This is a genomic window from Rhodoluna sp. (assembly GCF_049276775.1).
Classification (GTDB): Bacteria; Actinomycetota; Actinomycetes; order Actinomycetales; family Microbacteriaceae; genus Rhodoluna.
This window is the reverse complement of sequence record NZ_JBASXC010000098.1, coordinates 1-23098: the sequence shown is the minus strand read 5'-3', so window position 1 is coordinate 23098 and position 23098 is coordinate 1. Positions and strand designations below refer to the sequence as shown.

At 50.6% G+C, this 23098-nt stretch carries 25 protein-coding genes and 1 tRNA gene; 15 read left to right on the top strand and 11 right to left on the bottom strand.

Going from position 1 to position 23098, the window contains the following annotated elements:
* Window positions 1-38 precede the first annotated feature (38 nt).
* Window positions 39-126 (top strand) — tRNA-Ser (locus WAO31_RS06430).
* An 85-nt stretch (window positions 127-211) separates the two neighbouring features.
* Complete coding sequence (locus tag WAO31_RS06425; protein ID WP_509591627.1) at window positions 212-1174, top strand: hypothetical protein; 963 nt, start codon at window positions 212-214, stop codon at window positions 1172-1174.
* A 101-nt stretch (window positions 1175-1275) separates the two neighbouring features.
* Here WAO31_RS06425 and WAO31_RS06420 read toward each other — a convergent pair whose 3' ends face one another.
* The 8 genes from WAO31_RS06420 to WAO31_RS06385 all read right to left on the bottom strand — a co-directional run bounded on the left by WAO31_RS06420 (window position 1276) and on the right by WAO31_RS06385 (window position 8638).
* The gene (locus WAO31_RS06420) at window positions 1276-1890 is read right to left on the bottom strand and encodes a GyrI-like domain-containing protein (RefSeq protein ID WP_509591624.1); all 615 of its coding nucleotides are present in this window, start codon (window positions 1888-1890) and stop codon (window positions 1276-1278) included.
* A gap of 55 nt (window positions 1891-1945) precedes the next feature.
* Window positions 1946-2347, bottom strand: a complete 402-nt coding sequence (locus WAO31_RS06415; RefSeq protein ID WP_509591622.1) for a DUF805 domain-containing protein — start codon at window positions 2345-2347, stop codon at window positions 1946-1948.
* A 24-nt stretch (window positions 2348-2371) separates the two neighbouring features.
* Window positions 2372-3769 carry a Re/Si-specific NAD(P)(+) transhydrogenase subunit beta gene (gene pntB / locus WAO31_RS06410; protein ID WP_509591620.1) on the bottom strand — a complete coding sequence of 466 codons (1398 nt, stop codon included), beginning with the start codon at window positions 3767-3769 and terminating at the stop codon, window positions 2372-2374.
* Entirely contained in the window at window positions 3769-5301 is a 1533-nt protein-coding gene (locus WAO31_RS06405; protein WP_509591618.1) for a Re/Si-specific NAD(P)(+) transhydrogenase subunit alpha, read from the bottom strand. The genes pntB and WAO31_RS06405 overlap by 1 nt, the downstream gene beginning before the upstream one ends.
* Window positions 5302-5517: 216 nt before the next feature.
* Window positions 5518-6165: an LON peptidase substrate-binding domain-containing protein gene (locus tag WAO31_RS06400; protein ID WP_509591616.1), complete on the bottom strand. Its 648-nt coding sequence runs from the start codon at window positions 6163-6165 to the stop codon at window positions 5518-5520.
* A gap of 30 nt (window positions 6166-6195) precedes the next feature.
* The gene (locus tag WAO31_RS06395) at window positions 6196-6639 is read right to left on the bottom strand and encodes a hypothetical protein (RefSeq protein WP_509591614.1); all 444 of its coding nucleotides are present in this window, start codon (window positions 6637-6639) and stop codon (window positions 6196-6198) included.
* A 46-nt stretch (window positions 6640-6685) separates the two neighbouring features.
* Window positions 6686-7390 (bottom strand): Rieske 2Fe-2S domain-containing protein, encoded by a 705-nt coding sequence (locus WAO31_RS06390; RefSeq protein WP_509591613.1) that lies wholly within the window; start codon window positions 7388-7390, stop codon window positions 6686-6688.
* A gap of 102 nt (window positions 7391-7492) precedes the next feature.
* Window positions 7493-8638, bottom strand: coding sequence for a cytochrome b5 domain-containing protein (locus WAO31_RS06385; protein WP_509591611.1), 1146 nt, complete (start codon window positions 8636-8638; stop codon window positions 7493-7495).
* Window positions 8639-8964: 326 nt separating this feature from the next.
* Between WAO31_RS06385 and nrdH the strand changes: the two genes are divergently transcribed.
* From nrdH to zupT, 5 genes are all read left to right on the top strand, one after another.
* Complete coding sequence (gene nrdH / locus WAO31_RS06380) at window positions 8965-9189, top strand: glutaredoxin-like protein NrdH (RefSeq protein WP_509591609.1); 225 nt, start codon at window positions 8965-8967, stop codon at window positions 9187-9189.
* Between the two features lie 12 nt (window positions 9190-9201).
* The gene (nrdI, locus tag WAO31_RS06375) at window positions 9202-9621 is read left to right on the top strand and encodes a class Ib ribonucleoside-diphosphate reductase assembly flavoprotein NrdI (RefSeq protein WP_509591607.1); all 420 of its coding nucleotides are present in this window, start codon (window positions 9202-9204) and stop codon (window positions 9619-9621) included.
* A 53-nt stretch (window positions 9622-9674) separates the two neighbouring features.
* Window positions 9675-11780: a class 1b ribonucleoside-diphosphate reductase subunit alpha gene (nrdE, locus tag WAO31_RS06370; RefSeq protein ID WP_509591629.1), complete on the top strand. Its 2106-nt coding sequence runs from the start codon at window positions 9675-9677 to the stop codon at window positions 11778-11780.
* An 18-nt stretch (window positions 11781-11798) separates the two neighbouring features.
* Entirely contained in the window at window positions 11799-12767 is a 969-nt protein-coding gene (gene nrdF, locus WAO31_RS06365; protein ID WP_509591606.1) for a class 1b ribonucleoside-diphosphate reductase subunit beta, read from the top strand.
* 172 nt (window positions 12768-12939) lie between these two features.
* Window positions 12940-13767: a zinc transporter ZupT gene (gene zupT, locus WAO31_RS06360; protein WP_509591604.1), complete on the top strand. Its 828-nt coding sequence runs from the start codon at window positions 12940-12942 to the stop codon at window positions 13765-13767.
* Between the two features lie 71 nt (window positions 13768-13838).
* On the opposite strand, the gene heR is transcribed toward zupT, so the two are convergent.
* Complete coding sequence (gene heR, locus WAO31_RS06355; RefSeq protein WP_509591602.1) at window positions 13839-14642, bottom strand: heliorhodopsin HeR; 804 nt, start codon at window positions 14640-14642, stop codon at window positions 13839-13841.
* A gap of 191 nt (window positions 14643-14833) precedes the next feature.
* On the opposite strand from heR, the gene WAO31_RS06350 reads away from it, so the two are divergent.
* Window positions 14834-15277 (top strand): hypothetical protein, encoded by a 444-nt coding sequence (locus WAO31_RS06350; protein ID WP_509591600.1) that lies wholly within the window; start codon window positions 14834-14836, stop codon window positions 15275-15277.
* A 32-nt stretch (window positions 15278-15309) separates the two neighbouring features.
* Window positions 15310-15663: a DUF4870 domain-containing protein gene (locus WAO31_RS06345; protein WP_509591598.1), complete on the top strand. Its 354-nt coding sequence runs from the start codon at window positions 15310-15312 to the stop codon at window positions 15661-15663.
* Window positions 15664-15676: 13 nt separating this feature from the next.
* On the opposite strand, the gene WAO31_RS06340 is transcribed toward WAO31_RS06345, so the two are convergent.
* Together WAO31_RS06340 and WAO31_RS06335 are read right to left on the bottom strand one after the other, a co-directional pair.
* Window positions 15677-16069, bottom strand: a complete 393-nt coding sequence (locus tag WAO31_RS06340; RefSeq protein ID WP_509591596.1) for a nuclear transport factor 2 family protein — start codon at window positions 16067-16069, stop codon at window positions 15677-15679.
* A gap of 58 nt (window positions 16070-16127) precedes the next feature.
* Window positions 16128-17663: a SulP family inorganic anion transporter gene (locus WAO31_RS06335; protein ID WP_509591593.1), complete on the bottom strand. Its 1536-nt coding sequence runs from the start codon at window positions 17661-17663 to the stop codon at window positions 16128-16130.
* Between the two features lie 151 nt (window positions 17664-17814).
* On the opposite strand from WAO31_RS06335, the gene WAO31_RS06330 reads away from it, so the two are divergent.
* From WAO31_RS06330 to WAO31_RS06305, 6 genes are all read left to right on the top strand, one after another.
* Window positions 17815-18630, top strand: a complete 816-nt coding sequence (locus tag WAO31_RS06330; protein ID WP_509591591.1) for an ROK family protein — start codon at window positions 17815-17817, stop codon at window positions 18628-18630.
* Window positions 18627-19190, top strand: a complete 564-nt coding sequence (locus WAO31_RS06325) for an SIS domain-containing protein (protein WP_509591589.1) — start codon at window positions 18627-18629, stop codon at window positions 19188-19190. The genes WAO31_RS06330 and WAO31_RS06325 overlap by 4 nt, the downstream gene beginning before the upstream one ends.
* A gap of 5 nt (window positions 19191-19195) precedes the next feature.
* Window positions 19196-20386 (top strand): MFS transporter, encoded by a 1191-nt coding sequence (locus WAO31_RS06320; protein WP_509591587.1) that lies wholly within the window; start codon window positions 19196-19198, stop codon window positions 20384-20386.
* Window positions 20387-20394: 8 nt separating this feature from the next.
* Complete coding sequence (locus tag WAO31_RS06315; RefSeq protein WP_509591585.1) at window positions 20395-21180, top strand: TIM barrel protein; 786 nt, start codon at window positions 20395-20397, stop codon at window positions 21178-21180.
* Window positions 21181-21240: 60 nt separating this feature from the next.
* Window positions 21241-22008, top strand: a complete 768-nt coding sequence (locus WAO31_RS06310; protein ID WP_509591583.1) for a GntR family transcriptional regulator — start codon at window positions 21241-21243, stop codon at window positions 22006-22008.
* A 212-nt stretch (window positions 22009-22220) separates the two neighbouring features.
* The coding region (locus WAO31_RS06305; protein WP_509591581.1) for a substrate-binding domain-containing protein at window positions 22221-23098 on the top strand (878 nt) is incomplete at its 3' end.

Below are 23098 nucleotides of genomic sequence, written 5' to 3'. Positions count from 1 at the left end.
TACTAAACTCAAGAGAGTTGTCTACCCGATCAACACCTGGAGAATTCGCCTAGTGGCCTATGGCGCACGCTTGGAAAGCGTGTTGGGTGAAAGCCCTCGGGGGTTCGAATCCCCCATTCTCCGCCAGCAACTCCCTTGATTTAGAGCCTTCGCAGGTACTTCTGAGAGGGAATTTCGCCTAGATAGGGAATTTCGCCTAGATTTGGTGCTTGTGCATTCACAATCAAATGCCAGGAGTCAAGACATGCAACGCAGTGACCTATTTCAACTATCCCGACTAAAACACACAAAACCCCTATTTGGGTTAGCCGTGGTTTCTGTTGCTGCAGCACTAGTGCTTGTGCCGTTCTGGATTTTTGACCCTAGAGATCTTGGTGGTGCATCGATTTGGGAAAAGCCACTCAAGTTCTTTTTATCAGCAGCAATCTTTGGGATCACCTACTCCTGGCTGAGTTCATTTATCCATAAGAGCTCGCGTAGGGTTGGTTTGGCAGGGTCGGTAATTGCAGTATCGCTTGCAATTGAGCTGATTCTGATTACTGCGGTAGCTGGGTTTGGCGAGACAAGTCATTTCAATGTCTCGTCGCCGCTGGCAATCACTATCTGGTCATTGATGGCAACTTTCATTTCAATGGTCTTGATCGCGACTGTGATTTTGAGCGTCTTAATAATTCGAGACAAATCTCAGGTTTTTGCAGTTCGATTGGGGCTTGGGCTGGGCAGCCTAAACACTGCTATAGGAATGGGCTTAGCTTTTCTTATGACCAGCCCCACTGCAAACCAGTTGGCAAACTTCCAAGGAATCGCTGGAGCTCACAGCGTTGGAACCAATGACGGCGGTCCGGGTCTTCCTTTTCTTGGTTGGAGCACAGTGGCGGGAGATCTCAGGGTCGGTCACTTCTTCGGGTTGCACTCAATTCAAGTTGCTGTAGCTTTGCTTGTTCTTTCCTATTTACTACCTGTGGCACTTCGAATTCCGACGTTACTCATTGGGAATTTCACTTATTTGGGATTTGTTGGAATTGTGACGTGGCAAGCACTCAGAGCTGAGCCATTCTCATCACCAGGATCACTAACAATCACAAGCCTGGTTGTCCTACTTGTAAGTGCCGTGCTTGTGTTAGGTTTCCTTGCAATCAACTCTCGAAGGTCTAAATCTAGGAACTTGGCGTAAAGAGATGGCGTAGAAAGCAATTTCTCAAACCCTAACCCCAGTATTTATGAGGGCAACAGAGCGGTACTGCGAATCAAGCATTCTCCGCCAAATTGCTGTTTTTACATTTTCTCCACGGGCTGCCGCAGGATAGTTCTAAGTTTTGCAGCAGGAGTTTTTCTCGGGTCACCAATGTATATTTCGTGGTGCTTCAGTCTTTCCTTCAAGCCGTTTTCAGGAAGCCATTGATCGTGAAGCCTCAATAGCGTGGGGGTCTCCTCATCGTAAGAACCGATGTGCATTATCTGGACACTCAGACCCTCACTAAGTGTTTCGAGTCTGAGCCTGTCAACTGTAATGTCTGGCTTCTTGGAGCTAACGGTGCTGACCGCCTCTTTGAATTCTTTTTTGCCCAGCCAGTCAGGCAACATAATCATCATTGTCCAAGACCACTTGTTTTTGCGTCTTGATCTAAAGTCATCAAAGTCATCAGACCACCAGAGCCCTTCCAGGGGAGGAACTACGTAATCTTTTCCAAGTTCATTCTTGCTTCGAAATTTCAGGGTGTAAGAAACCGAGAACAAAGCCTCGACAGCTTCTTGGTACTCAATGACTTTGTTTGGGTCCCCTTGCCCGTCTACCATTAGGTACTGGAGCTTGGGAACCTTAACCAAGCTGAAGGAACCCGCTTTCGGGTTGTAAAGCTCTTTGAGTTCTTTTTTGAAGTCAACTTTCACACTGCAACGCTACAAGAAACCAACGAACTAAGCGACTTTTGGGGAGAAAGGTGAATCACGCCGAAGGGCTTGCCTCTTTTGGCGATGCTCCGTACCTGTTATCGCCCTTGTTTGAATCCTCAACCGTAAACACCAAAAGCACAATCGCTCCAGCCAGTGGAACAAGGCCAATAAGTGCCCACCAACCGCTTCGGTTGGTGTCGTGAAGGCGTCTGATTAGAACAGCAATCGCGGGAACTATTGTGACGAGAATCCAGATCAGTCCAACAATTCCGCCACCGCCGTTAGCTATGAAGCGGTCAACGTCACCATCCATTAGGGCCAAGTCAATTGGTGCTGCTGCCAGATTGGTTAGAACCAAGAAAAGTTGAATAAACCAATACTCGGACCTTCGAGCACGACCCTTGAAGTTTGTGTAGTTAGACCAAAAAGCCTTCAGTGCTGTTCCAAAATTCATTTTGGAATCCTCTCTTTTTTAAGGCTATAGAGCTTTGAGAATGTCGTTGACCTTATCCTTGGCATCACCAAACAGCATCTTGGCATTTGACTTATAGAACAGTGGGTTTGCTACCCCGGCGTAACCAGAAGCCATCGATCTCTTAAAGACAATCACGTTCTCAGCTTCCCAGACCTTCAGTACCGGCATGCCGGCAATCGGGCTTGATGGATTCTCTGTTGCTGCCGGGTTCACGGTGTCGTTAGCTCCAATAACCAAAACAACATTTGTGCCAGCAAGGTCCTCATTTATCTCATCCATTTCTAGAACGATGTCGTAGGGAACCTTGGCTTCTGCAAGAAGTACGTTCATGTGTCCTGGAAGTCTTCCTGCAACCGGGTGAATACCGAAGCGAACCTCAACACCCTTCTCGCGCAACTTCTTGGCAAGTTCAGCAACCGGGTACTGAGCCTGCGCTACGGCCATGCCATAGCCCGGTGTTATAACTACCGACTTGGCTTCCGATAGCAACTGCGCCACTGCCGTTGCATCTATCTCGGTGTGCTCTCCGACTTCTTCTTCGGTTGTCGATGGTGCTTCGATTCCATAGCCTCCGAAGATAACCGAGATAAAGCTTCGGTTCATCGCACGGCACATGATGTATGAAAGGTACGCACCCGATGAACCAACCAGGGCACCGGTGACAATCAGCAAGTCGTTGCTTAGCAAGAATCCGGTTGCCGCAGCTGCCCAGCCCGAGTAGCTATTGAGCATTGAAACAACCACCGGCATATCTCCGCCACCGATAGAAGCAACCAGGTGCCATCCAAGAGCAAGCGCCAAGACGGTGACTGCAATAAGTAGTCCAAGTTCCGGGGTGATTACGTAGGCCACAGTAAGAACAACAAAAACAATAAGTGCCGAAAGGTTCAGCAGGTTTCTACCCGGAAGAATCAGTGGCTTGGAAGACATCTTTGCCGAGAGTTTCAAATAGGCAACTATCGATCCGGTGAAGGTGATGGCGCCAATGAAGACACCGATAAATACCTCGGTGCTGTGGACGGCTGCAAGAGTTGGAGTTAGCTCCTTGGCGTGCAGCGCTCCATTCCAACCAACCAGAACAGCGGTTAGACCCACAAAGCTGTGAAACAGTGCAATGAGTTCTGGGATGCCGGTCATGGCGATGACTTTCGCTCGCCACAGACCGATGATTGCACCAATGATTAGAGCGGCAACCAGTAGGCCGGCACCAAGCATTGTGGACTGCGTCCACTCACTCGAGAGGGTCAGCCAAACAGTTGCCGTCATGGCGATAGCCATTCCGGCAATTCCGTATCGAATACCGGTTCTTCCGGTCTCGTGCTTGCTAAGGCCTGCAAGGCTCATGATGAACAAGAGGGCGGCAGCAACATAGGCTGCGTTAGCAACGGCTTGAGCGGTCATTAGTTATCTCCCCTCGTGAACATCTTGAGCATTCGAGAGGTGACTGCAAAACCACCAAAGACGTTGATGCTTGCAAGTAATACTCCAAAGAAGGCAATGATCTGAACCAACAAGATGGTATCGGTGACCTGCAAGATCGCCGCCACCACAACAATTCCCGAGATGGCGTTGGTCACAGACATAAGAGGTGTGTGAAGGGCGTGGTGAACTTTACCAATAACGTAGAACCCAACTACCACAGAGAGCATCAATACCAAGAAATGCTGCGGCAGTGGAGCAGGCGCTAGGGAAACAACTCCAAACAGTGCGGCTAGGCCAACGGCGATCAGTCCACCCTTGGTCTTTCCAGACATCTTCCTTTTCTCCGGCATCGCAACGGGCTCTGCCTTGGCAACCGGAGCCGCCGAGACCTGGACCGGCGGTGGCGGCCAGGTGGTTTCACCGTCTTTGACAACTGTGACCGAGCGCATGATTACGTCCTCGAAGTCGATGACGGTTTTGCCATCCTTGGCTGGGGTTAGAAGCTTCAGCAAGTTCACAAGGTTCGTGCCGTAAAGCTGTGAGGACTGTGCCGGCAGGCGTGAGGGAAGGTCGGTGTATCCCAAGATGGTGACACCGTTTTTGGTGACAACTTTTTCTCCGGCAACAGATCCTGCAACATTTCCACCCTGGGCTGCCGCCATGTCGACGATGACGCTTCCTGGCTTCATTAGAGCAACATCTTCTGCTGTGATCAGCTTTGGAGCAGGTCTTCCTGGAATCAAAGCGGTCGTAATAATGATGTCAACATCGGCTGCCTGCTCGGAATACATCTCCGCAGCTCTTTGCTCGTAGGCCTTGCTAGTTTCCTTAGCGTAGCCATCGCTTGATTCCATCTTCTCTTCAACTTCAACTGCCAGGTACTCGCCACCAATTGATTTAACCTGATCCGCAACCTCTGGTCTTGGGTCGGTGGCACGAACGATCGCACCGAGGCTCGAAGCTGAACCAATTGCTGCAAGACCTGCAACACCGGCACCGGCAACCAAAACTTTTGCAGGGGCAACTTTTCCAGCTGCTGTGACCTGACCCGTGAAGAAGCGACCGAATTCGTGAGCTGCTTCAACAACCGCCCGGTATCCTGCGATGTTGGCCATCGAGGAAAGCACGTCCATCGACTGCGCACGAGAAATTCTTGGGACTGCGTCCATCGCCAGTGCTGTGACGCCCTGGGCGGCAAGGGCTGCAAGCAGTTCAGGCTTTAGGGCTGGGCTTAGAACTCCAACCAGGATTGCGCTTTTTTTGAGCTTCTTGATTTCAGAATCTGCTGGTGCGCTAACGGTTAGAACAATGTCTGCACCCCAGGCCTCAGAAGCTGAGCCGATCTTGGCTCCAGCTGCTTCATAGGCTGAGTCCGGGAAAGATGCCTTGGCTCCCGCGCCTTTTTCAACTAGGACTTCATAACCTAAGGACTTTATTACCTTGACAGTTTCGGGGGTTGCCGCAACGCGAGATTCGCCTTGCTGCTCTAGGACTACACCGATTAGCGCCACGCTACTCCTTTATTAGATACCTTTTCAACTGGAATCTAGGTCTCTAGATTCCCTAAACGTTACCGCTATCTTTTGGATGTTTGCGATTGGGCAAGACTGAACCAGCTCGAGTTGCACTTATCTGGATGGTGCCAAATACCTACCCTTTTATTGAGGTTGGAGCTAACGCTACAACTTATCTCCCCATTGGGACAAATGCCCCTCAGTTTTCGGGGCCTAGCCTACGGGGCCTGAGTCACCTGATTGACCCATCTGGTCCATCATGGCCTTCAGGGTCTCATCGGCACTTGTCACAATCTCGTAGGTTCGCTTGATTAGCTCCTCGGCTGACTGCGAACCGAGTAGGTCCATCTGATCGAGCTGCCCCACCGGCAACACCCCGGCCAACTGCCAGCAGGCCTCCATCGGGTCATCGCTTAGCTCAACATCGGATGAGTACTGAAGGTCTCCAAACTCGCTTGCGAACGCAAGCAGTTGCCTCACTTTTGTTTCCAGGTGAACCCTAGAGGGCATAAGGGTGTCATCCCAAATCAGATCTGGAAGAAAATCGATATCGGCAATCGGGTACGGATCATCTGGCAACCAAGCGTTTACTCGAAAGCGCCTTGAGCCAACCGATTCCAAACCGTAGTAGTCCTCCGAGGTTCCGATATCGGTCACCGAGGCAATTGTTCCGAGGTCCATGCGCTTTTCGCCGCCGCCAACTTCTTGACCTCGTTCAATTAACACAACTCCGAACTCAGGAGTTTCTTCGGCGACTAGATCGCCCAGAAGTTTCAGATACCTGGGCTCAAAGATTCGAAGGGGAAGTGGCATCGCTGGCATCAAAACAGATCCGAGCGGAAACATTGGCATTACTGGCATGAGTGAAATCGAATCGTCATTTTCCTATTACTAACTAATCTTTAGGGCCAAAACAAACTGCCCACCACCGGAACTCACCTGAGTTTCAAAAGAGAGCTCCGGGGCGAGTCTTGAAAGTCGATCGAGTAACCATTCGGAGGCTTCGTTAGCTTCTTGCTCCCCCGGGCATCGAGCGATGATTTCCCTGCCTCCTTTTTTGCGAAGGCGCTCTACGGTTTCAAAGATGGGCGATGGATCAACAACAAAGACATCCTTGGACCATGGGACCACGGGGGCTATCTTGCCCTTCATTGTGTTGCACTGCCTGTGAGCTATGCGCTCAACTGCAGCTGCACCTTTTTTGACCCTGGTTGCAGCGAAGCTGTCAACACTGGGTCCAAGATCTGAATTCACTGATGCGTCTTGATCAACGGCTTTGTCGCAGAGCCAACAAATCCAGTTGTCTTTGTCTCCGACTGCAGTTAGATCGCTCATAAGTCAAAGGGTACGGCAAGAAGTGGTTTGGGAAATTACTTAAGTGCTAGCGAAGAAACAGCATTCCGTTTCTTTCAACGACTGCAAAGTTTCTAAGCGGTCTTCCAGCAGGACCGGAGATGACATCACCGTCGGATGTTGAGAACCTGGAATCGTGACAGGTGCAAATAATCGCCTCTTCGGTAGCGCGGCTCACTTCACAACCGGCATGTGTGCAAATTGCTGAAAAGGCAGAAAAATTTCCTCTGGTGGGCTGAACAATTATCAGCACACCCGCTGTTGACTCAACCTTGATACCCCCACCAACTGGAACCTTCGAGCTCTCGACAAGCTGGTTTGCGGTTGGGGCCTTTCCAGCTGCGGCACCGATTGTTGCAACCAGGAAGCCGTTGACAACTTTGATGGGCACTCGCTCTAAGTTTGTGGTGGCCGGACCTGAAACTCGTCGGCCGTTGGTGGCGCGAAAGACACTTTTATCGGATGGGCAGGTAATTCTGCCACCGCGCACATTGGCGGCGGTCAGATTGGTCTGATCGCTTGGGCAGCTAGCTATAAAGCCAGAAAACTTCCTTGCGGTTCGGCGATAGACCAAGATTCGGGTTCCACCGGAGGTGAAGTTCTTGGCTGTTTTTCTCCGGATCTGGTTGACCCTGCCGAGGTTTATCTCGTTTCCAAAGGCAGCCGGTCCAGCCCAAAGCATTCCAGCGAGCGCGATGGCTCCAGCTATTAGCTCTCGTCTTTGAATGGCCATTTGTGAATAAGCCTAATGTGCCAGGGAATTATTCCAAAGAAAAAAAGTGGTGGAGAGTCAGTTTGGGAGTGGCTCGGAGAAAAATGACGGCTCGACTGGAGGCTAGTCGTCGTCCTCATCTTCGTCTTCGTCGTCGTCCTCATCTTCGTCTTCGTCTTCGTCCTCATCTTCGTCTTCGTCTTCGTCTTCATCGTCGTCTTCGTCGTATTGGACGACAGCTTCTGGGAGTGTGGTTCCGGACACTAGGGTCCCCACTGCGAAGGCAGCAAGAATGTTTTTAGGTTGTTTCTCGCCAGCGTGTTCACCACTAAAAGCGGCGGACCCGTCTTTACCGCAGATGGCGGTAATTAGGCTCGCCCCTCCCGGGTGGTCCTTCACATATGAAGTGAGGTCATAGACCTCGCCATTAATTACGCTCCAGCAGTCAGTGCTCTTGTTGTGGTTCTGAATTTCTGCGGCCGTGTATACCGAGTCGGTCGGCATAGAAGTTTCGCCCGATGCTGAAGCTACGCCTAGAGGGCCCACAAGCAAGGAGGAAAGATCGGTAGCCGGTGCGGGTGCACCAGCGTGCTCACCGGAGAAGGCCTTTGTTCCATCCTTACCGCAGATGGCTTCGATAACGCCGGCTCCGCCTTTATGGGTAGAAACGTAACTGGTGAGATCGTAAACATTGCCATCGATAACACTCCAGCAATCTGAAGCGCTGTTATGTGAGAGAACTTCTGCAACAGTGATTCCTGAATCTGCGATACTCCCCTGATCAGAGCCTGCGGGTGGTTGCAGTTCTTGCGCTTGAGTCGCGGCTAAGCGATTACCCCAAGTGGCTTCGGCTCCAGAATGGCCAACAAGAACGGACAGAACAACGACGCCAACTACCGCAACGCTTGCGAAACCGCTGGCAACCTGGAGAGTCCATCTAGGGGTGTTTGATTTATTCAAAAAGTAAAGTGCGACTCCAAGGGCCAACAACCCGATCGAAGCCGGAAGCAAAATGTCTCCCAGTGCCTGGTGCTCGGCAGGGGTGCCGACCCTGGCCGAAAGGGCCTCACCAGACTCTTTAGCGATGAAGGACAAAACCACAGACACCCCGAGGGCACCGACGGTTGGTAGTAGGTAGCTCTTTCGCCATCTGGGGACCAGGGCCAGCACCAAAAGGGCCAAGGCCGAGAGGGGTATCAACACTGAAGCAGCGTGTACAGAAAGGGGGTGGAGAGGAAGGCCACCAATGAGGTCAAAGAATTGTTCCATTTCTCCTAACCTAGACCTATTTACTGAGTGTGGGATGTGTGCACAAATGTCGGTGGCTAGCCACAAAATAAGACCCCGAGCTAGACCTTTTTTGAGACTTTTGGACAATCTTGACGACACGCCTGAGAATGAGCTGATAGAAGCCTCAAGTTAAGGTTTAGTCTTCGGATTACAACTAAAAATAACTAAATAAGTGAAGTTTTTTCCGTGTCGGTACTAGATGTAGTGGTTTAGTGCTAATGTAGGAAATCCGAACTTCGAGAGAATTTCACGAATTTAGCTCAAAACAGGGGCTTTTTGCCCCGTATTTCAGGAGGAACCACCAGATGTCAGTAACCGTTTACACGCTCCCATCCTGCGTCCAGTGCGACAGCACCAAGCGCATGCTAAAGAGCATTGATGTTGACTACGAAGAAGTAGACATGAGCCAGGATCCGGTTGCACTAGAAATGGTAAAGACCCTGGGTTACACAGCAGCTCCAGTAGTTGTTTCCGGCGAAGACCACTGGAGTGGTTTCCGCATGGAAAAAATCCAAGCACTAAGCGCCTAGAAAAATAGGCGGGTGTTCGCGCGGGTGTTCGATTTGGTTTACTTCTCGAGCGTCTCAGAGAACACAAAAAGATTTGTAGACAAGCTAGGCACCAACGCCATTCGGATCCCCCTAAAGTCCGAGGAAGCAGCCCAGTTTGTATACGAAAGGGACAACGTTTTAGTTGTACCTACTTATGGGGGCGGAAACGACGGATCTACTGTTCCTAAGCAGGTCATAAAGTTTCTGAACAATCCAGAGAACCGCAAGCACATAAAAGCGGTAATCGGCGGGGGCAATACCAATTTTGGTAGTCACTTCTGCAAAGCCGGCGACATTGTCGCCACCAAGCTCGGTGTTCCATTGATTTACAAATTCGAAATCACTGGAACTCCGGAAGACGTAATCGAAGTTAAAGAAAGGCTGGCCCAGCTGTGGCAAACCAACTCGTAGAGATCGCTGACGATCAAGGAAACCTCCTAGGCAAGACTGGAGTTGAGTCCGCAATGAGTTATCAGGACCTCAACGCCATGATCAACCTGTGGGGTGAGGACGAGAAGCTACAGCTTGAAAAAGACAAGCTAGCCGTTCGTAAGTACTTCCTAGAGCACGTAAACCAGAACACCGTGTTCTTTCACTCCCTCAAGGAGCGCCTCGACTACCTGGTTGAGAACGAGTACTACGAAAAGGAAATCCTTGACCAGTACTCCTTCGAGTTCATCAAGGCCACAGAAGAACTTGCCTACTCAAAGAAGTTCCGCTTCGAGGCTTTCATGGGTGCCTACAAGTTCTACACCGGCTACGCCCTAAAGACTTTCGATGGCACTCGCTACCTAGAGCGCTTCGAAGACCGCGTGGTAATGGTTGCCCTAACTTTGGCAGCGGGAGACGAGACCGTAGCCACCAGCCTGGTTGAGGAAATGATTTCAGGCCGTTTCCAGCCAGCCACCCCAACATTTTTGAACTGTGGAAAGAAACAGCGCGGCGAGTTCGTTTCCTGCTTCCTTCTTCGCATCGAAGACAACATGGAGTCAATCTCTCGCGGAATCAACTCAGCCCTTCAGCTATCAAAGCGCGGTGGCGGTGTTGCACTTTCCCTTTCCAACATCCGTGAGTATGGCGCTCCAATCAAGAAGATCGAAGGCCAGTCCTCCGGAATCATTCCGGTGATGAAGCTTCTAGAAGACAGCTTCTCCTACGCCAACCAGCTAGGTGCTCGTCAGGGAGCGGGAGCTGTTTATCTAAACGCTCACCACCCAGACATCCTGAGATTCCTAGACACCAAGCGTGAGAACGCTGACGAGAAGACTCGTATCAAGACACTTTCTATTGGTGTTGTTGTTCCAGACGTGACCATGGAGCTAGCTAAGAACAACGAGGACATGTACCTCTTTAGCCCATACGACGTCGAGAAGGTTTACGGCATTCCATTTGGAGACATCTCTGTGACCGAGAAGTACAACGAGATGGTTGATGACCCACGCATCCGCAAGTCCAAGATCAAGGCTCGTGAGCTATTCGAGCGCATCGCGGAGCTTCAGTTCGAGTCCGGCTACCCATACGTTATGTATGAAGACACCGTGAACCGTGCGAACCCAATCGAGGGCCGCATCAACATGTCAAACCTTTGCTCTGAGATCCTTCAGGTAAACACCCCAACCACTTACAACGCCGACCTTTCTTATGACAACATCGGTAAGGACATCTCCTGCAACTTAGGCTCAATGAACATCGCCATGGCAATGGATGGACCTGACTTTGCCAAGACAGTTGAGGCATCCATTCGTGCCCTAACTGCCGTGTCTGACATGTCAGACATCGAGTCGGTTCGCTCTATCTCCGATGGAAACCACAAGAGCCACGCAATTGGCCTAGGTCAGATGAACTTGCATGGTTATTTGGCCCGAGAGCACGTCCACTACGGATCCGAAGAAGCGCTTGATTTCACCAACATGTACTTCTACACCGTTGTGTATAACGCAATCAAGGCTTCCAACAAGATTGCCATCGAAAGAAAGAGCGCTTTCCACAACTTCGAGAACTCGAAGTACGCAAGCGGAGAATACTTCGACAAGTACACTGACCAGGTCTGGGCACCGGCAACTGAGAAGGTAAAGGAGCTCTTTGGAAAGAGCAACATCCAGATTCCTTCTCAGGATGACTGGAAGGCTCTGAAAGAGTCAGTTATGAAGCACGGTATCTACAACCAGAATCTTCAGGCTGTTCCACCAACCGGATCCATCTCTTACATCAACAACTCAACTAGCTCCATCCACCCAATCGCATCTCGCATCGAGGTTCGAAAGGAAGGAAAGCTAGGAAGGGTTTACTACCCAGCCCCATTCCTGAACCAGGACAACTGGGACTACTACGAGGACGCCTACGAGGTGGGTACCGAGAAGATCATCGACACCTACGCCGTTGCTACCCAGCACGTCGACCAGGGTCTGTCACTGACCTTGTTCTTCAAGGACACTGCAACCACCCGCGATGTCAACAGAAGCCAGATCTACGCATGGCGCAAGGGCATCAAGACCATCTATTACATCCGTATTCGTCAGGCGGCCCTCGAGGGTACCGAAGTCGAAAACTGTGTCAGCTGCATGCTCTAGGAAGAGAGACAATAAATCATGGAACTAGCAACCAAGCTCATCACCCGTCCAATCAACTGGAACAAGATTGAAGACTCAGTTGACCTAGATGTATGGAACCGACTGACCCAGAACTTCTGGCTGCCAGAGAAGGTCCCAATCTCTAACGACATCCAGTCTTGGGGCACTTTGCGCCCGCACGAGAAGAAGCTAACCATGCACGTCTTCACGGGATTGACCATGCTAGACACCATTCAGGGAACCGTCGGCTCGATGAGCTTGATGCCTGATGCCAGAACTCAGCACGAAGAGGCAGTTATTACCAACATTGCCTTCATGGAGTCGGTTCACGCCAAGAGCTACTCGAGCGTGTTCTCAACCCTTTGCTCAACAGCAGACATCGATGAGGCTTTCCGCTGGTCAGAAGATAACCCGTATCTTCAGAAGAAGGCAGAAATTATCCTTGGCTACTACAACGGAGATGACCCGCTAAAGCGCAAGGTTGCTTCAACTTTGTTGGAGTCTTTCTTGTTCTACTCCGGTTTCTACCTACCGATGTACTGGTCCTCAAGGGCGAAGCTGACAAACACAGCAGACTTGATTCGTTTGATCATTCGCGACGAGGCCATTCACGGTTACTACATTGGCTACAAGTTCCAGCTTGGATACAACGAGTCAACAACTGCTCGTCAGGAAGAGCTAAAGGCTTACACCTATGACCTTCTGCTCGAGCTATACGCAAACGAGATCAAGTACACAGCTGATTTGTATGACGAGATCGGCCTTACTCACGACGTGAAGCAGTTCCTTCACTACAACGGCAACAAGGCTCTAATGAACCTGGGTTTTGAGCCACTGTTCCCGAAGGATGACTGCCAGGTCTCCCCTGCAATCTTGAGCGCCCTATCCCCATCCAGCGACGAGAACCACGACTTCTTCTCTGGCTCTGGATCCTCGTACGTGATCGGTAAGCACGAAGCAACAACCGATGACGACTGGGACTTCTAAGAAAGGTATCTGATGGATTGCAATTGCAGTAAAGACGGTTGTGGTTGCGGAAGCAAGAGCTAACCTGAACAACTTGAAACAGCCGGCTAACTGCTGTTAGCCGGTTTTTTCATCCCCTAAAATCTCACTCTCAGTCCCAGTAGCCTAAGTCAAGACAAGGAAGGCAATCCCCATGGACAGCGCAATCATCTTGGCCTTCACGGTCACGCTGTTTGCTGGCCTTGCAACCGGTATCGGTTCGGCTATTGCTTTCTTGTCTAAGACAACCAACAAGGCCTTCTTCGCGCTGTCGATGGGCTTTTCAGCCGGTGTGATGATTTACCTGAGCTTTGCCGAGATCCTGCCCAAAGCCTCTAGCTACATTGCCTCAGAAACGGGCGATGTGAATGCCGCAGCACTCGCAGCTGCCGCCCTAATCGGCGGGATGGTCCTTATGGCGCTTATCGATGCCGTGGTTCCTTCGGGGGCTAACCCACACGAGAACACCCGGGTCGAGCTAATGAACGAACCAACCGGGACTCTTTCTGAGATTGGAATCGAACAAAAACGTCTTCTTAGGATGGGGGTCTTTGTTGCTCTGGCGATCGCCATCCACAACTTCCCCGAAGGGCTTGCAACTTTCCTTCTGGTTCTTGATGACCCTGAAATCGGTATCGCTCTAGCAATAGCAGTTGCCATGCACAACATCCCGGAGGGTATCGCCGTATCGGTTCCGGTTTACTACGCGACCAAGAGCAAGAGCAAAGCCTTTCGCCTGAGCTTCCTATCTGGTCTTGCTGAACCTGCAGGTGCTGTAATTGGCTACCTGATCTTGGCGCCGTTCCTAAATAATTTTGTTTTGGGGATCATCTTCGCGATGGTTGCCGGAGTCATGGTGTTCCTGGCCATCGACACATTGCTGCCAACCGCTAGAAACTCATCCCGCGGTCACCTAACCGTGTATGGGTTGATTGGTGGCATGGCTGTTATGGCTTCAAGCCTTGTGTTGCTGAGTATGTAGGCGACAACAGGACAAAGACGCTTGAAGGCCCCAGTCATTTCGACTGGGGCCTTCAAGCTAATCACATTCTGTTAGCCAACAATCGCCGGGATGATGGCTCCAGAGAATACCTGCCAAGCAAGGATTGACTTAGCTACCAAGCTCAGGGTGATGTAAGTTGCCTCACCGTATAGGTAGTTCTTCCAAGGACCAACCTTTTTGTACTGGAACGCCTGGTTGAAGGCAAAGGTGTTGAAGAAGAAGAACAACGCAAAGATGATGCCGTATACGAATCCAGGAATCTCGGCTGCGCTTTCGCTACCTGGCTGCAGGGTATACAACCCAATGATTAGCCAAGGAACGATACCGGTCATGGAACCAAAGATAAACGGCAATCCCTTGCCGTTTCCTGGGGTCTCATACTTCTCCTGCAGAGCACCGAAGAAGATCATCGAAGCGTTGACGGCAAAGATACCGGCCAAAGCCGCGAAGTCAGAAACTCCGGTTAGCTGAGCGATCAACCAAATCATTACCGATGAGGAGAGTGAATACTCAACCCAGCGGAAGTAGTTGTGGTTTAGCTTTAGACCCGCCTTGTAGCGAGGGAAGAACTGGGGTGATGAAATTAAGAAGTGGAAAAAAGCTGACAGCAACAAGAATCCAACTACGCCGGCTCCGATGTTTACATCGAATAGCTCAACGCGCTCTGGTGGAACTGGAACTCCCGGAGGGCCAGTCGGATAGTCAATCGTTGCAGGGAAAAGTATTTGGTTATCAAGCAAAGTCAGAACGTATGAGAGTCCTGCAGCCTGGATGAGGTGCAGAAAGCCTGCGATGACGTTGTATCTGCGCAGACCATCAATTTGTTGATTTGGTGTCTTGGTTTTCTTGGCCATATGGTGCCTCCTATTTGTAGCCTTGCTTTCCACCCTAGAGGTAACGCCTTGGCCTCTTGGGAAATCTAAAGCTACTTTTCAAATTATTGCCCACAAACAGGGCTGACTCGCTTGTCAAGCCGAGTCTTCTCGGCGTTAAGCTGGCCTATGGAATCTGATTCAAGTGGGAAGAAACACGATAGGGGCTCTAAGTGCCATCCAAATCAACAAAAAGCACAAAAACTGCGAATGGGATGTCCGCTGCCGAGAAGCTGGCCATCAAGGAACGGGCTCAAGAACTTAAGAATGCAGCCAAAGGCCTAAAAGGCGAAGCAGAAGTTGAGGCCAAATGGAACCTCATGAAGCCTGAGAACAGAGAGCTTGCGCAAGCAATACACAAACTCGTCAAATCAGTTGATTCAAGTATTGAAGCGAAGACTTGGTACTCCATGCCTGCCTACTATAAGGACGGAAAGTTGATCTGTTTTTTCCAGAGTGCTGATAAGTGGGGAACGAGATACGGCACCCTTGGCTTCGATGAGAACGCGAAGCTTGATCAAGGTTCGATGTGGGCAACATCTTTTGCAATAACAAAGCTCACTCCAGCCAACAAAAAGGCAATCACTGACCTAGTTATAAAAGCCATCAAGAAATAATCACCATTGATAGGCGAGCTAAACTCGGTCTTATGACAACCCCAAACCCTTACGCCTCAAATGAGCCAATGTCCCCGCAGTCCGAAAAGGTCTGGTCAATAGCCACACACCTTCTTGGCATACCTTTTGAGTTCTTTGCTCCGGTGCTTGGCTACCTGTTGTTCAACGGCAAGGGTCCGTTTATTTCTCACCACGTTCGCGAGTCTCTAAACTTTGGAATCACGATGTTGATTGCCGTGGTTGCGCTAGCAGTCACAATTATCGGAATCGTCTTGCTATGGGTGCCGCCGCTTATCTGGTTGATTTTTAGAATTGTCGCCGCCTACAAAACCTCCCAGGGTGAGTACTTCAAGTACCCGTTGACTTTGAGGTTTGTAAAGAAGTAAAAAAGTAAGCCTCTTAGGCGTCGCCTACTTTTTCCCACATCTTTGCCATGACCCACCACTGATCGTCTAGAAACACAATGTTCAGGTAATCCTGCATCAGGCCACCAAACATTGTCAGCTGTGGCTTAACAACCGCCAGGGTGTCTGACACCTGATCAATCATCAAAACCTTGTCATTACGAGACTCCCCCAGCTCGCTAGGGGATTTTCTATTAGCCACCTGCTCGCGGTAGATCTTGTATGGGCGAAGGGAGAGCTCGCCTCCCTGGGCTGAGTAAAGGGTGCAGTCTCTATGAAAGACCTTGTCAAAAAGCTCCATGTTCTGGAAGTGCATGACGTCGAAGTAGTCATCCATCAGCTTCTTGATGCCTGGATCCATTGATTCTACGAGTGAGTAATCTGCCATGTTTTTCAGGCTAACAAGGAACTTACTGAATCAGAAACTCATTTCAGGCCCCGGCCTATCACTCTGAACCTAGATTCCCAGCGAGCTTGGTGTGTAGTTTTTTGGAAGCCTCGTTCATCCCCTTGATGTAAACCGTCTTTCCCAAAGATTCATATTTTGTTTGAATACTGTCTAGCGCGGCGATTGTTGTGTCATCCCAAACATGGGAATTTGACAAGTCAATGACGATGTTTTCTGGATCGTCGGCGTACTCAAACAAGGTGGTTAGGTCATTACTAGAAGCGAAGAATAGCTCTCCCTCAACTGTGTATAGGGCTGCCGAAATGTCGTCTGCTCCACCTATGGTTCTTGTCACATTGGCGAAGTGCGCCACTCTTCTTGCGAACGACATCATCGCAACGATAACGCCAACTATTACCCCGAGAGCTAGGTTGTGTGTCCAAACCACAATCACAACGGTGCTGACCATGACCAGAGTTTCGCTCTTTGGCATTCTTTTGAGAGTTGAAAGCTTGATGCTGTGCCAGTTAAAGGTTCCAATCGAGACCATGATCATCACCGCAACCAGAGCAGCCATCGGAATCTGGGCGACAATCTCACCCAACCCAACAACCAGTCCAAGAAGGAAAAAACCGGCCATGAATGTTGAAATTCGAGTTCTTGCACCGGAAGCTTTGACGTTAATCATGGTTTGACCAATCATGGCGCAGCCACCCATGCCACCTAAGAAGCCCGAGATGATGTTGCCCACCCCTTGAGCAAATGACTCTCGAGTTTTCTGGGAGTGTGAGTCAGTGATTTCGTCAACAAGCTTTGCGGTCATCAAAGACTCGAGCAGGCCAACAAGAGCCATTGCTAGAGCAAAGGGGGCAATGATGTTGAAAGTTTCCATCGTCAGAGGAACATTTGGAGTTAGAAGTTCGGGAAGCGATTCCGGTAGTTCGCCCTGGTCCCCAACTGTTGGTATCTTGATGGCGGTCCAGATCACCACAACCGAGACCACAACGATGGCAACCAGTGGTGCTGGGATAACTTTTGTGATCTGGGGCATAAAGATCATGATCAGTAGGCCTAGAGCCACCATTGCGTAAACCGAAATATCCTCACCTATTAGATAGGGGAGCTGAGCCATGAATATCAAAATGGCAAGTGCATTAACAAACCCAAGCATTACCGACCTAGGGATAAATCTCATGAGCTTGGCAGCGCCCATGGCCGCAAGCATTAGTTGGAAGATACCGGCCAAGATAACCGTGGCTAGGAAGTAGTCAATGCCGTAGTCCCGGGCAACTGGCGCGATGACCAGAGCCACTGCCCCGGTTGCGGCCGAAATCATTGCAGGACGCCCGCCAAGAATTGCAGTTGTGATTGCCATAACAAAGGAGGCGAAGAGTCCAACCCTCGGGTCAACCCCAGCGAGAATGCTGAAGGCGATGGCTTCTGGGATCAATGCCATTGCCACAACTAGACCCGCGAGCACCTCGCGTAGCAAGATTTTCGGGCTTCGAAATGCCTCTTTGACCGATGGCCTTGGGCGATATCTTGGGTCTGTGCCCTTGAACGACACAGCAAGTTTAGATTTTATGTAATTCATGGAGCGTGATTCTTCCCGTTTTCGATCACGCCAAGTTGCGTCACCAGTCAAATAACTTGATTTTTCTTCACCCTACCAAAACATCCAAGCCACGAGGTGGTCGCCACGTTACTTTTGTTTACGACGCGACTCTCCCATTAGGCTCAAGGCTGTGAATGAGCTCGTTCTAGATATCGGAGGGACCAAATGCGCCGTCGCGCGCTCCGATCAAATAGAGCAGCGCCACGAGATCTTGACTAGGGACTTTGCTGGGCCCTCAGAAATTATGTCCGAGCTTGGCCGCTTTGCCAGCACTAAAACTTTCGGTTCAATGGGAATTAGCTTTGGTGGACCTTTTGACTTTGAAGCCCAAAAGGTCATGCGCTCGGTTCACGTTTCCGGTTGGGAAGGCTTCAGCTTTTCGGATTGGGCCCAAAAGGAGTTTGGGGTTGTAGCAATCGCCGACAACGACGCCAATGTTGGAGCGCTTGGCGAATTTGTATCAAGGGGTTCTAATCTCAGCTCACTGGTCTATGTCACCATCTCAACCGGCATTGGCGCGGGAATGATTCTTGACGGACGTGTATTTAGAGGACACAAGAATCTAGCCGGCGAGCTTGGACACACCGTAATCGACCCCGCTGGTCCGGCCGACGAAATGGGAAATTTTGGAACCCTGGAGAGGTTGTGCTCTGGATACTGGCTGGAAAAAGATTACGGCCAACCGGCGGTTGGGCTGCTGGCGGACGATGAGTTTCTAACTGGCTACTCGAAGAACCTTTCCCTCGGCCTTGGCCATCTAGTTCGTTTACTAAATCCAGAACTTATCGTTTTGGGTGGGGGAATTACGGGTGCCGGACCAAGGCTTGAGAATCTATTGAAAGAAAACATGTCAAGATTACTGTCGGAGAGCGGCTCGAGGATTGAGCTTTCTACTCTTGGAAATACCAATGTCCTTATCGGAGCTAGAGAGCTGGCAAAAAATTGAATTACATTCCCAATTACATTGACAGGGTCAAAGAGGCTATGGCCAAGCTAGATGTGTCCGCCATTGAAACCCTTGTCGACTGGCTCACAGAAACCAGAGAGCTAGGCGGAACAATCTTCACCATGGGTAATGGCGGCAGTTCATCAACTGCCTCGCACTGGGTGAACGATTTGGTCAAGGGAGCCTCCTACCAAAAGGACAAAAAGTTCAAGGTGATGTGTCTGAGCGATTCGATTGCCACCCTGACCGCTTATAGCAATGACGTTAGCTACGCGGATGCTCTCGTGGAGCCGCTAAAGAATTTTCTCGGACCGAATGATTTGGTAATTGCAATTTCCGGATCGGGCGAATCAGAGAATGTAATTCGGGCAATAGAGTACGCAAATCGAACTGGTGTCCGAACCGTTGGGCTGACGGGTCGCGACGGAGGACGACTCGGAAAGATTGCAAAGCTTGAAATAAACGTTCCGGAAGAAAACATGGGAAGAATCGAAGACGTCCACATGATGATTACCCACGCAGTATCTTGGAGCTTCATTGAAAACGAAAAGGCGGAATAAGGTAAGTGTCAAAAAAACCAACGTCTATTTTGGTCTGGTCTACCGCTTCAGCAGGACTGTTCTTCGCCCGGGCTTTTCTATTCTCAACCTGGGTCAGTCGCGGACCTGAGGTTCAGAAACTTCTAGGCTTGAGCACTGCGGAGATGGGTGTTTTCACAATGCTCTATGCCATTGGTGGTCTACTGGGTATTTTCTTTGCGAGTTTCCTCGTGAAAAGGTATGGCTCCAAGCTGATTGCCATAGTCGGCTACGCAATGGCGGTAGCCGCCCTAATTGGTATGGGTATCTCGATTGAACTTGGCTTCATCCTGGTATCTAGCCTGCTCTTGATTTCCATCGGTATGCCGATGGCCATCGAGGACTTCGTAGGAAACTACGAAGGCAACGCTGCCGACCGTCGCTCAAAGCGCTCCATATTCCCTGCGATCCATGGAGCCTACGGAGTGGGAATGCTCTTGGGAGCAGTCTTCTCGAGCTGGGCTATCAACCAGGGAATCGAATTACCGCTTCATTACTTCATCTCAGCCCTTTTGGTCGCTGCAGTTTCTATCACCTCGGGCTTCTTGCTACCAGATCGTCGCAATGAGAAAACCACCGAACCCCAGGCAACTAAGGGTCAGACCAGGGCGGTCTGGCGCGAAAAGCGTAGCCTCCTAATTGCGCTGGTTGGTTTCTCCTTCATCATGGCCGAGATGTCGGCCGGCACCTGGGTTCCAATTGCTCTAACCCAAGCCGGATACTCGGGCTCTGACGCAGCCTTGTTGTTTGGTCTGTTCTGGGTTGTTATAACACTTGGGCGACTACTCGGTGGGTTTGTGGTGGATGCCATTGGACGCTCCAACACCATTTTGGTTTCGGCGCTAATTGGAGTAAGTGGTATCGCTATCTTCATTGCGCAGGAATTTATTAACCAGCCCGTTCTAGGTCTGGTGCTGTGGGGGCTTGGAACCGCAATGGGCTTTCCAATGTCTGTTGCCGCAATGGGTGACGATGAGAGCATGGCACCGGCGAGAATTAACATGATCATCACCGTGGTCTATATTTCTTCGATTACGGTCGGCCCAGCCCTTGGGAGCCTCGGGGAAGTCTACGGTCTGTTTGTCGCCTTTGTGATTCCTCTGGTCTTCTTGCTCATCGCAGCAATCCTTAGTCCAATCACGAAACCTCTGGCAACCGGCACAGAAATCAAAGCCTGATCCACTCGATGCGAAAAGAGCCTTTTGCGTTAGCCGCGTCTGCGGAAATGCTTTTTGTGGATAGGGATTTCATTGAGCGAGTCGGGCGAATCCACGAGCAAAATTTCTTGGTTGAGATTTGGAATTGGCAAAACAAAGACCTACCGAAACTTGCTCAAACCGGCGCATACTTTCAGTCCATGACCGGATACCTGGAGGGTGATCTCCTAGAAGCCGACGGTATCGAAAGATTGATTGAGACAGCCAAGGAAAGCATCGAAGCTTCCAAGGTAATCAACTGCAAGAATCTCAACCTGCACGGGACCGGGCTGGACGCTAATGGACAGGCAATAAAGAAGAAGTATTCGGTCACAGAGGCAGAGTGGGCAACCGCGAAGAGCACCTTAGAAAGGCTCGCTGAGCTTGCACTCGAGCAAGATGTGGTGTTCACCCTGGAGAATCTCAATCTTGAAGTTGACCACCCCGGAACACCGTTCGCGAGGGCCAAGGACACCCTGGAACTGGTTTCTTCGATAGATAGCCCGGGCCTGAGAATGAATTTGGATTTGTATCACGCCCAAATTGGCGAGGGAAACCTAACCGAGCTGGTTGAGAAATGTTTGCCTTGGATTGGTGAAATACAAGTTGCCGATGTCCCCGGGCGCATGGAGCCAGGAACCGGCGAGGTCAACTATGGCTTTATCGCAAGCCGGTTATTTGAGCTGGGCTATCGGGGGGTTGTTGGACTCGAGGGTTGGGCAATAAGCGACTCCGACGCGGCCTTGGAGGCTTTCCGAAGGGCCTTCACGCTCTAGCGAACAAACTAATCCCGATGGGCTATTGTTCTAACATAAATAGGTTTCTAGGGGTGTTGATTGAGAAAAACTGAAATCATTCTGCCGGTGGAGGCCTTTTCTTCTCTGGACCGCAATTCGCCCATACCTCTTTACTTTCAACTTTCGAAAATAATCGAACAGACAATTCTTTCCGGGGAAATTTCTCCGGGCGACCGCTTGGAGAACGAAGTCTCACTTTGTTCGCGGCTAAATTTATCGAGGCCAACTGTTCGACGGGCCATCGAAGAATTAGTGGGTCAGGGACTCCTTGTCAGGCGACGCGGTCTCGGCACACAGGTGGTCCACGGTCAAGTCAGCAGAGGAATGGAACTTACCTCCCTGTATGACGATCTAATCCGTTCTGGAAAAAAGCCAACCACCAAAATTCTGGAACTAAAAAATGTAAAAGCCGATGCCACAGTTTCTCGAAACCTGGGGGTTGCCCAAGGTGAAGAGGTTGTGTTTCTTCATAGAATTCGCGGGGCCGGAAAAACTCCCGTTGCGGTTTTGCAAAACTGGCTGCACCCAAGATATGCCCACCTGGTGGAGAGTGAAACTGAGTTAGCAAGCTCTGGTTTATATCACTGGCTTCGTAGCCAGGGAGCTACCATCCAAGTCGCTAAACAAACGATTGCAGCTCGTCGAGCAAGCGTCGAGGAAGCAGAGCTCCTCGACATCGACAAGAATTCTCCGGTTCTCACTATGGATCGAACCGCTTTCGATAACACCGGGGTTGCTTTCGAGTACGGTAGGCACTGCTATCGAACTGACCTCTACTCTTTTGAGTTCACGATTGTTGAACGCTAATCTCAAAAGGCATTGACAAAAACTGACCTTTGTCAGGTCCCAGAACCTCAGACTTACGCTGTTTGCTGGGGAAGGTTTCGGGCCAAAACCTAAAGTATCTCTTTGGTAACGGCTGGCATAATTCGTGGTTATATGTAAGGACAAACCGCCATAATGGGGGGAGTCGGGTCCTATCCCGATGTTTTGCAACTTTAGAACGAGAGGTTATCTCAATGAACATCAAGAAGCTAGCAGCTCTTGTTGCCGTCTCAGCACTCGTGCTGACAGGCTGTGCAGCAACCGCTACTGACGACGGAGCAACTGCTCCAGCAGCACCGGTAACAAGCGACATCAAAATCTGTGTTTACACCCACGGTGACGGCGGTACCTTCTGGTCCGTAGCACAGAAGGGTGCCGAGCAGGCCGGAACCGACCTAGGTATCGAAATTGACTACCAGGGATCGATCAACGACTCTGCCAAGCAGGCTCAGACAATCGAAGCTGGAATCGCAGCTGGCTGTGACGCCATTGCCGCATCCGCTCCAGACCCAGGCGCCATTTCGAGTGCCATGCTAGCCGCAGCTGCAGCTGGTATTCCACTAGTCACCATGAACTCCGGTTCGGCAGTGTTTAGGGACCTAGGCGCATTCACCCACGTAGGTCAGGACGAAATCGTTGCTGGTCGCGAGGCTGGAACTCGCTTCAAGGCTCTTGGTGTAACCAAGATTCTTTGCCCAATCCAGGAAGCTGCAAACATCGGTCTACAGGAGCGTTGCCAGGGAGCACAGGAGACTCACGGAAACGTAGTCAACTTCAACCTTGACGGTGGTCTTCAGGACCTAACCGCAGCATCCGCAAAGATCAGAGCTGAACTAGAAGCCGCTGGCGACTACGACGCAATCTTCGCCCTTAACGCTGACATTGCAGCCAAGGCTGCTCTTCCAGCTGCTGAGGACCTAGGTCTAGATCTAGTAATCGGAACTGTTGACATGTCGGGTGACGCACTAAACGCCATCAAGGATGGCAAGATGTCATTCGCGATTGACCAGCAGCAGTACGCGCAGGGTTACCTATCGGTAACATTGCTGTACTTGAACCTAACTAACGGACA

What these genes read in the sequence shown, in the direction of transcription:
- WAO31_RS06415 (WP_509591622.1), bottom strand. Translation starts at nt 2,347, where the DNA reads ATGAATTTTGGAACAGCACTGAAGGCTTTTTGGTCTAACTACACAAAC.
- pntB (WP_509591620.1), bottom strand. Translation starts at nt 3,769, where the DNA reads ATGACCGCTCAAGCCGTTGCTAACGCAGCCTATGTTGCTGCCGCCCTC.
- WAO31_RS06400 (WP_509591616.1), bottom strand. Translation starts at nt 6,165, where the DNA reads ATGCCAGTAATGCCAATGTTTCCGCTCGGATCTGTTTTGATGCCAGCG.
- WAO31_RS06395 (WP_509591614.1), bottom strand. Translation starts at nt 6,639, where the DNA reads ATGAGCGATCTAACTGCAGTCGGAGACAAAGACAACTGGATTTGTTGG.
- WAO31_RS06390 (WP_509591613.1), bottom strand. Translation starts at nt 7,390, where the DNA reads ATGGCCATTCAAAGACGAGAGCTAATAGCTGGAGCCATCGCGCTCGCT.
- WAO31_RS06385 (WP_509591611.1), bottom strand. Translation starts at nt 8,638, where the DNA reads ATGGAACAATTCTTTGACCTCATTGGTGGCCTTCCTCTCCACCCCCTT.
- nrdH (WP_509591609.1), top strand. Translation starts at nt 8,965, where the DNA reads ATGTCAGTAACCGTTTACACGCTCCCATCCTGCGTCCAGTGCGACAGC.
- nrdE (WP_509591629.1), top strand. Translation starts at nt 9,675, where the DNA reads ATGAGTTATCAGGACCTCAACGCCATGATCAACCTGTGGGGTGAGGAC.
- nrdF (WP_509591606.1), top strand. Translation starts at nt 11,799, where the DNA reads ATGGAACTAGCAACCAAGCTCATCACCCGTCCAATCAACTGGAACAAG.
- zupT (WP_509591604.1), top strand. Translation starts at nt 12,940, where the DNA reads ATGGACAGCGCAATCATCTTGGCCTTCACGGTCACGCTGTTTGCTGGC.
- heR (WP_509591602.1), bottom strand. Translation starts at nt 14,642, where the DNA reads ATGGCCAAGAAAACCAAGACACCAAATCAACAAATTGATGGTCTGCGC.
- WAO31_RS06345 (WP_509591598.1), top strand. Translation starts at nt 15,310, where the DNA reads ATGACAACCCCAAACCCTTACGCCTCAAATGAGCCAATGTCCCCGCAG.
- WAO31_RS06340 (WP_509591596.1), bottom strand. Translation starts at nt 16,069, where the DNA reads ATGGCAGATTACTCACTCGTAGAATCAATGGATCCAGGCATCAAGAAG.
- WAO31_RS06335 (WP_509591593.1), bottom strand. Translation starts at nt 17,663, where the DNA reads ATGAATTACATAAAATCTAAACTTGCTGTGTCGTTCAAGGGCACAGAC.
- WAO31_RS06315 (WP_509591585.1), top strand. Translation starts at nt 20,395, where the DNA reads ATGCGAAAAGAGCCTTTTGCGTTAGCCGCGTCTGCGGAAATGCTTTTT.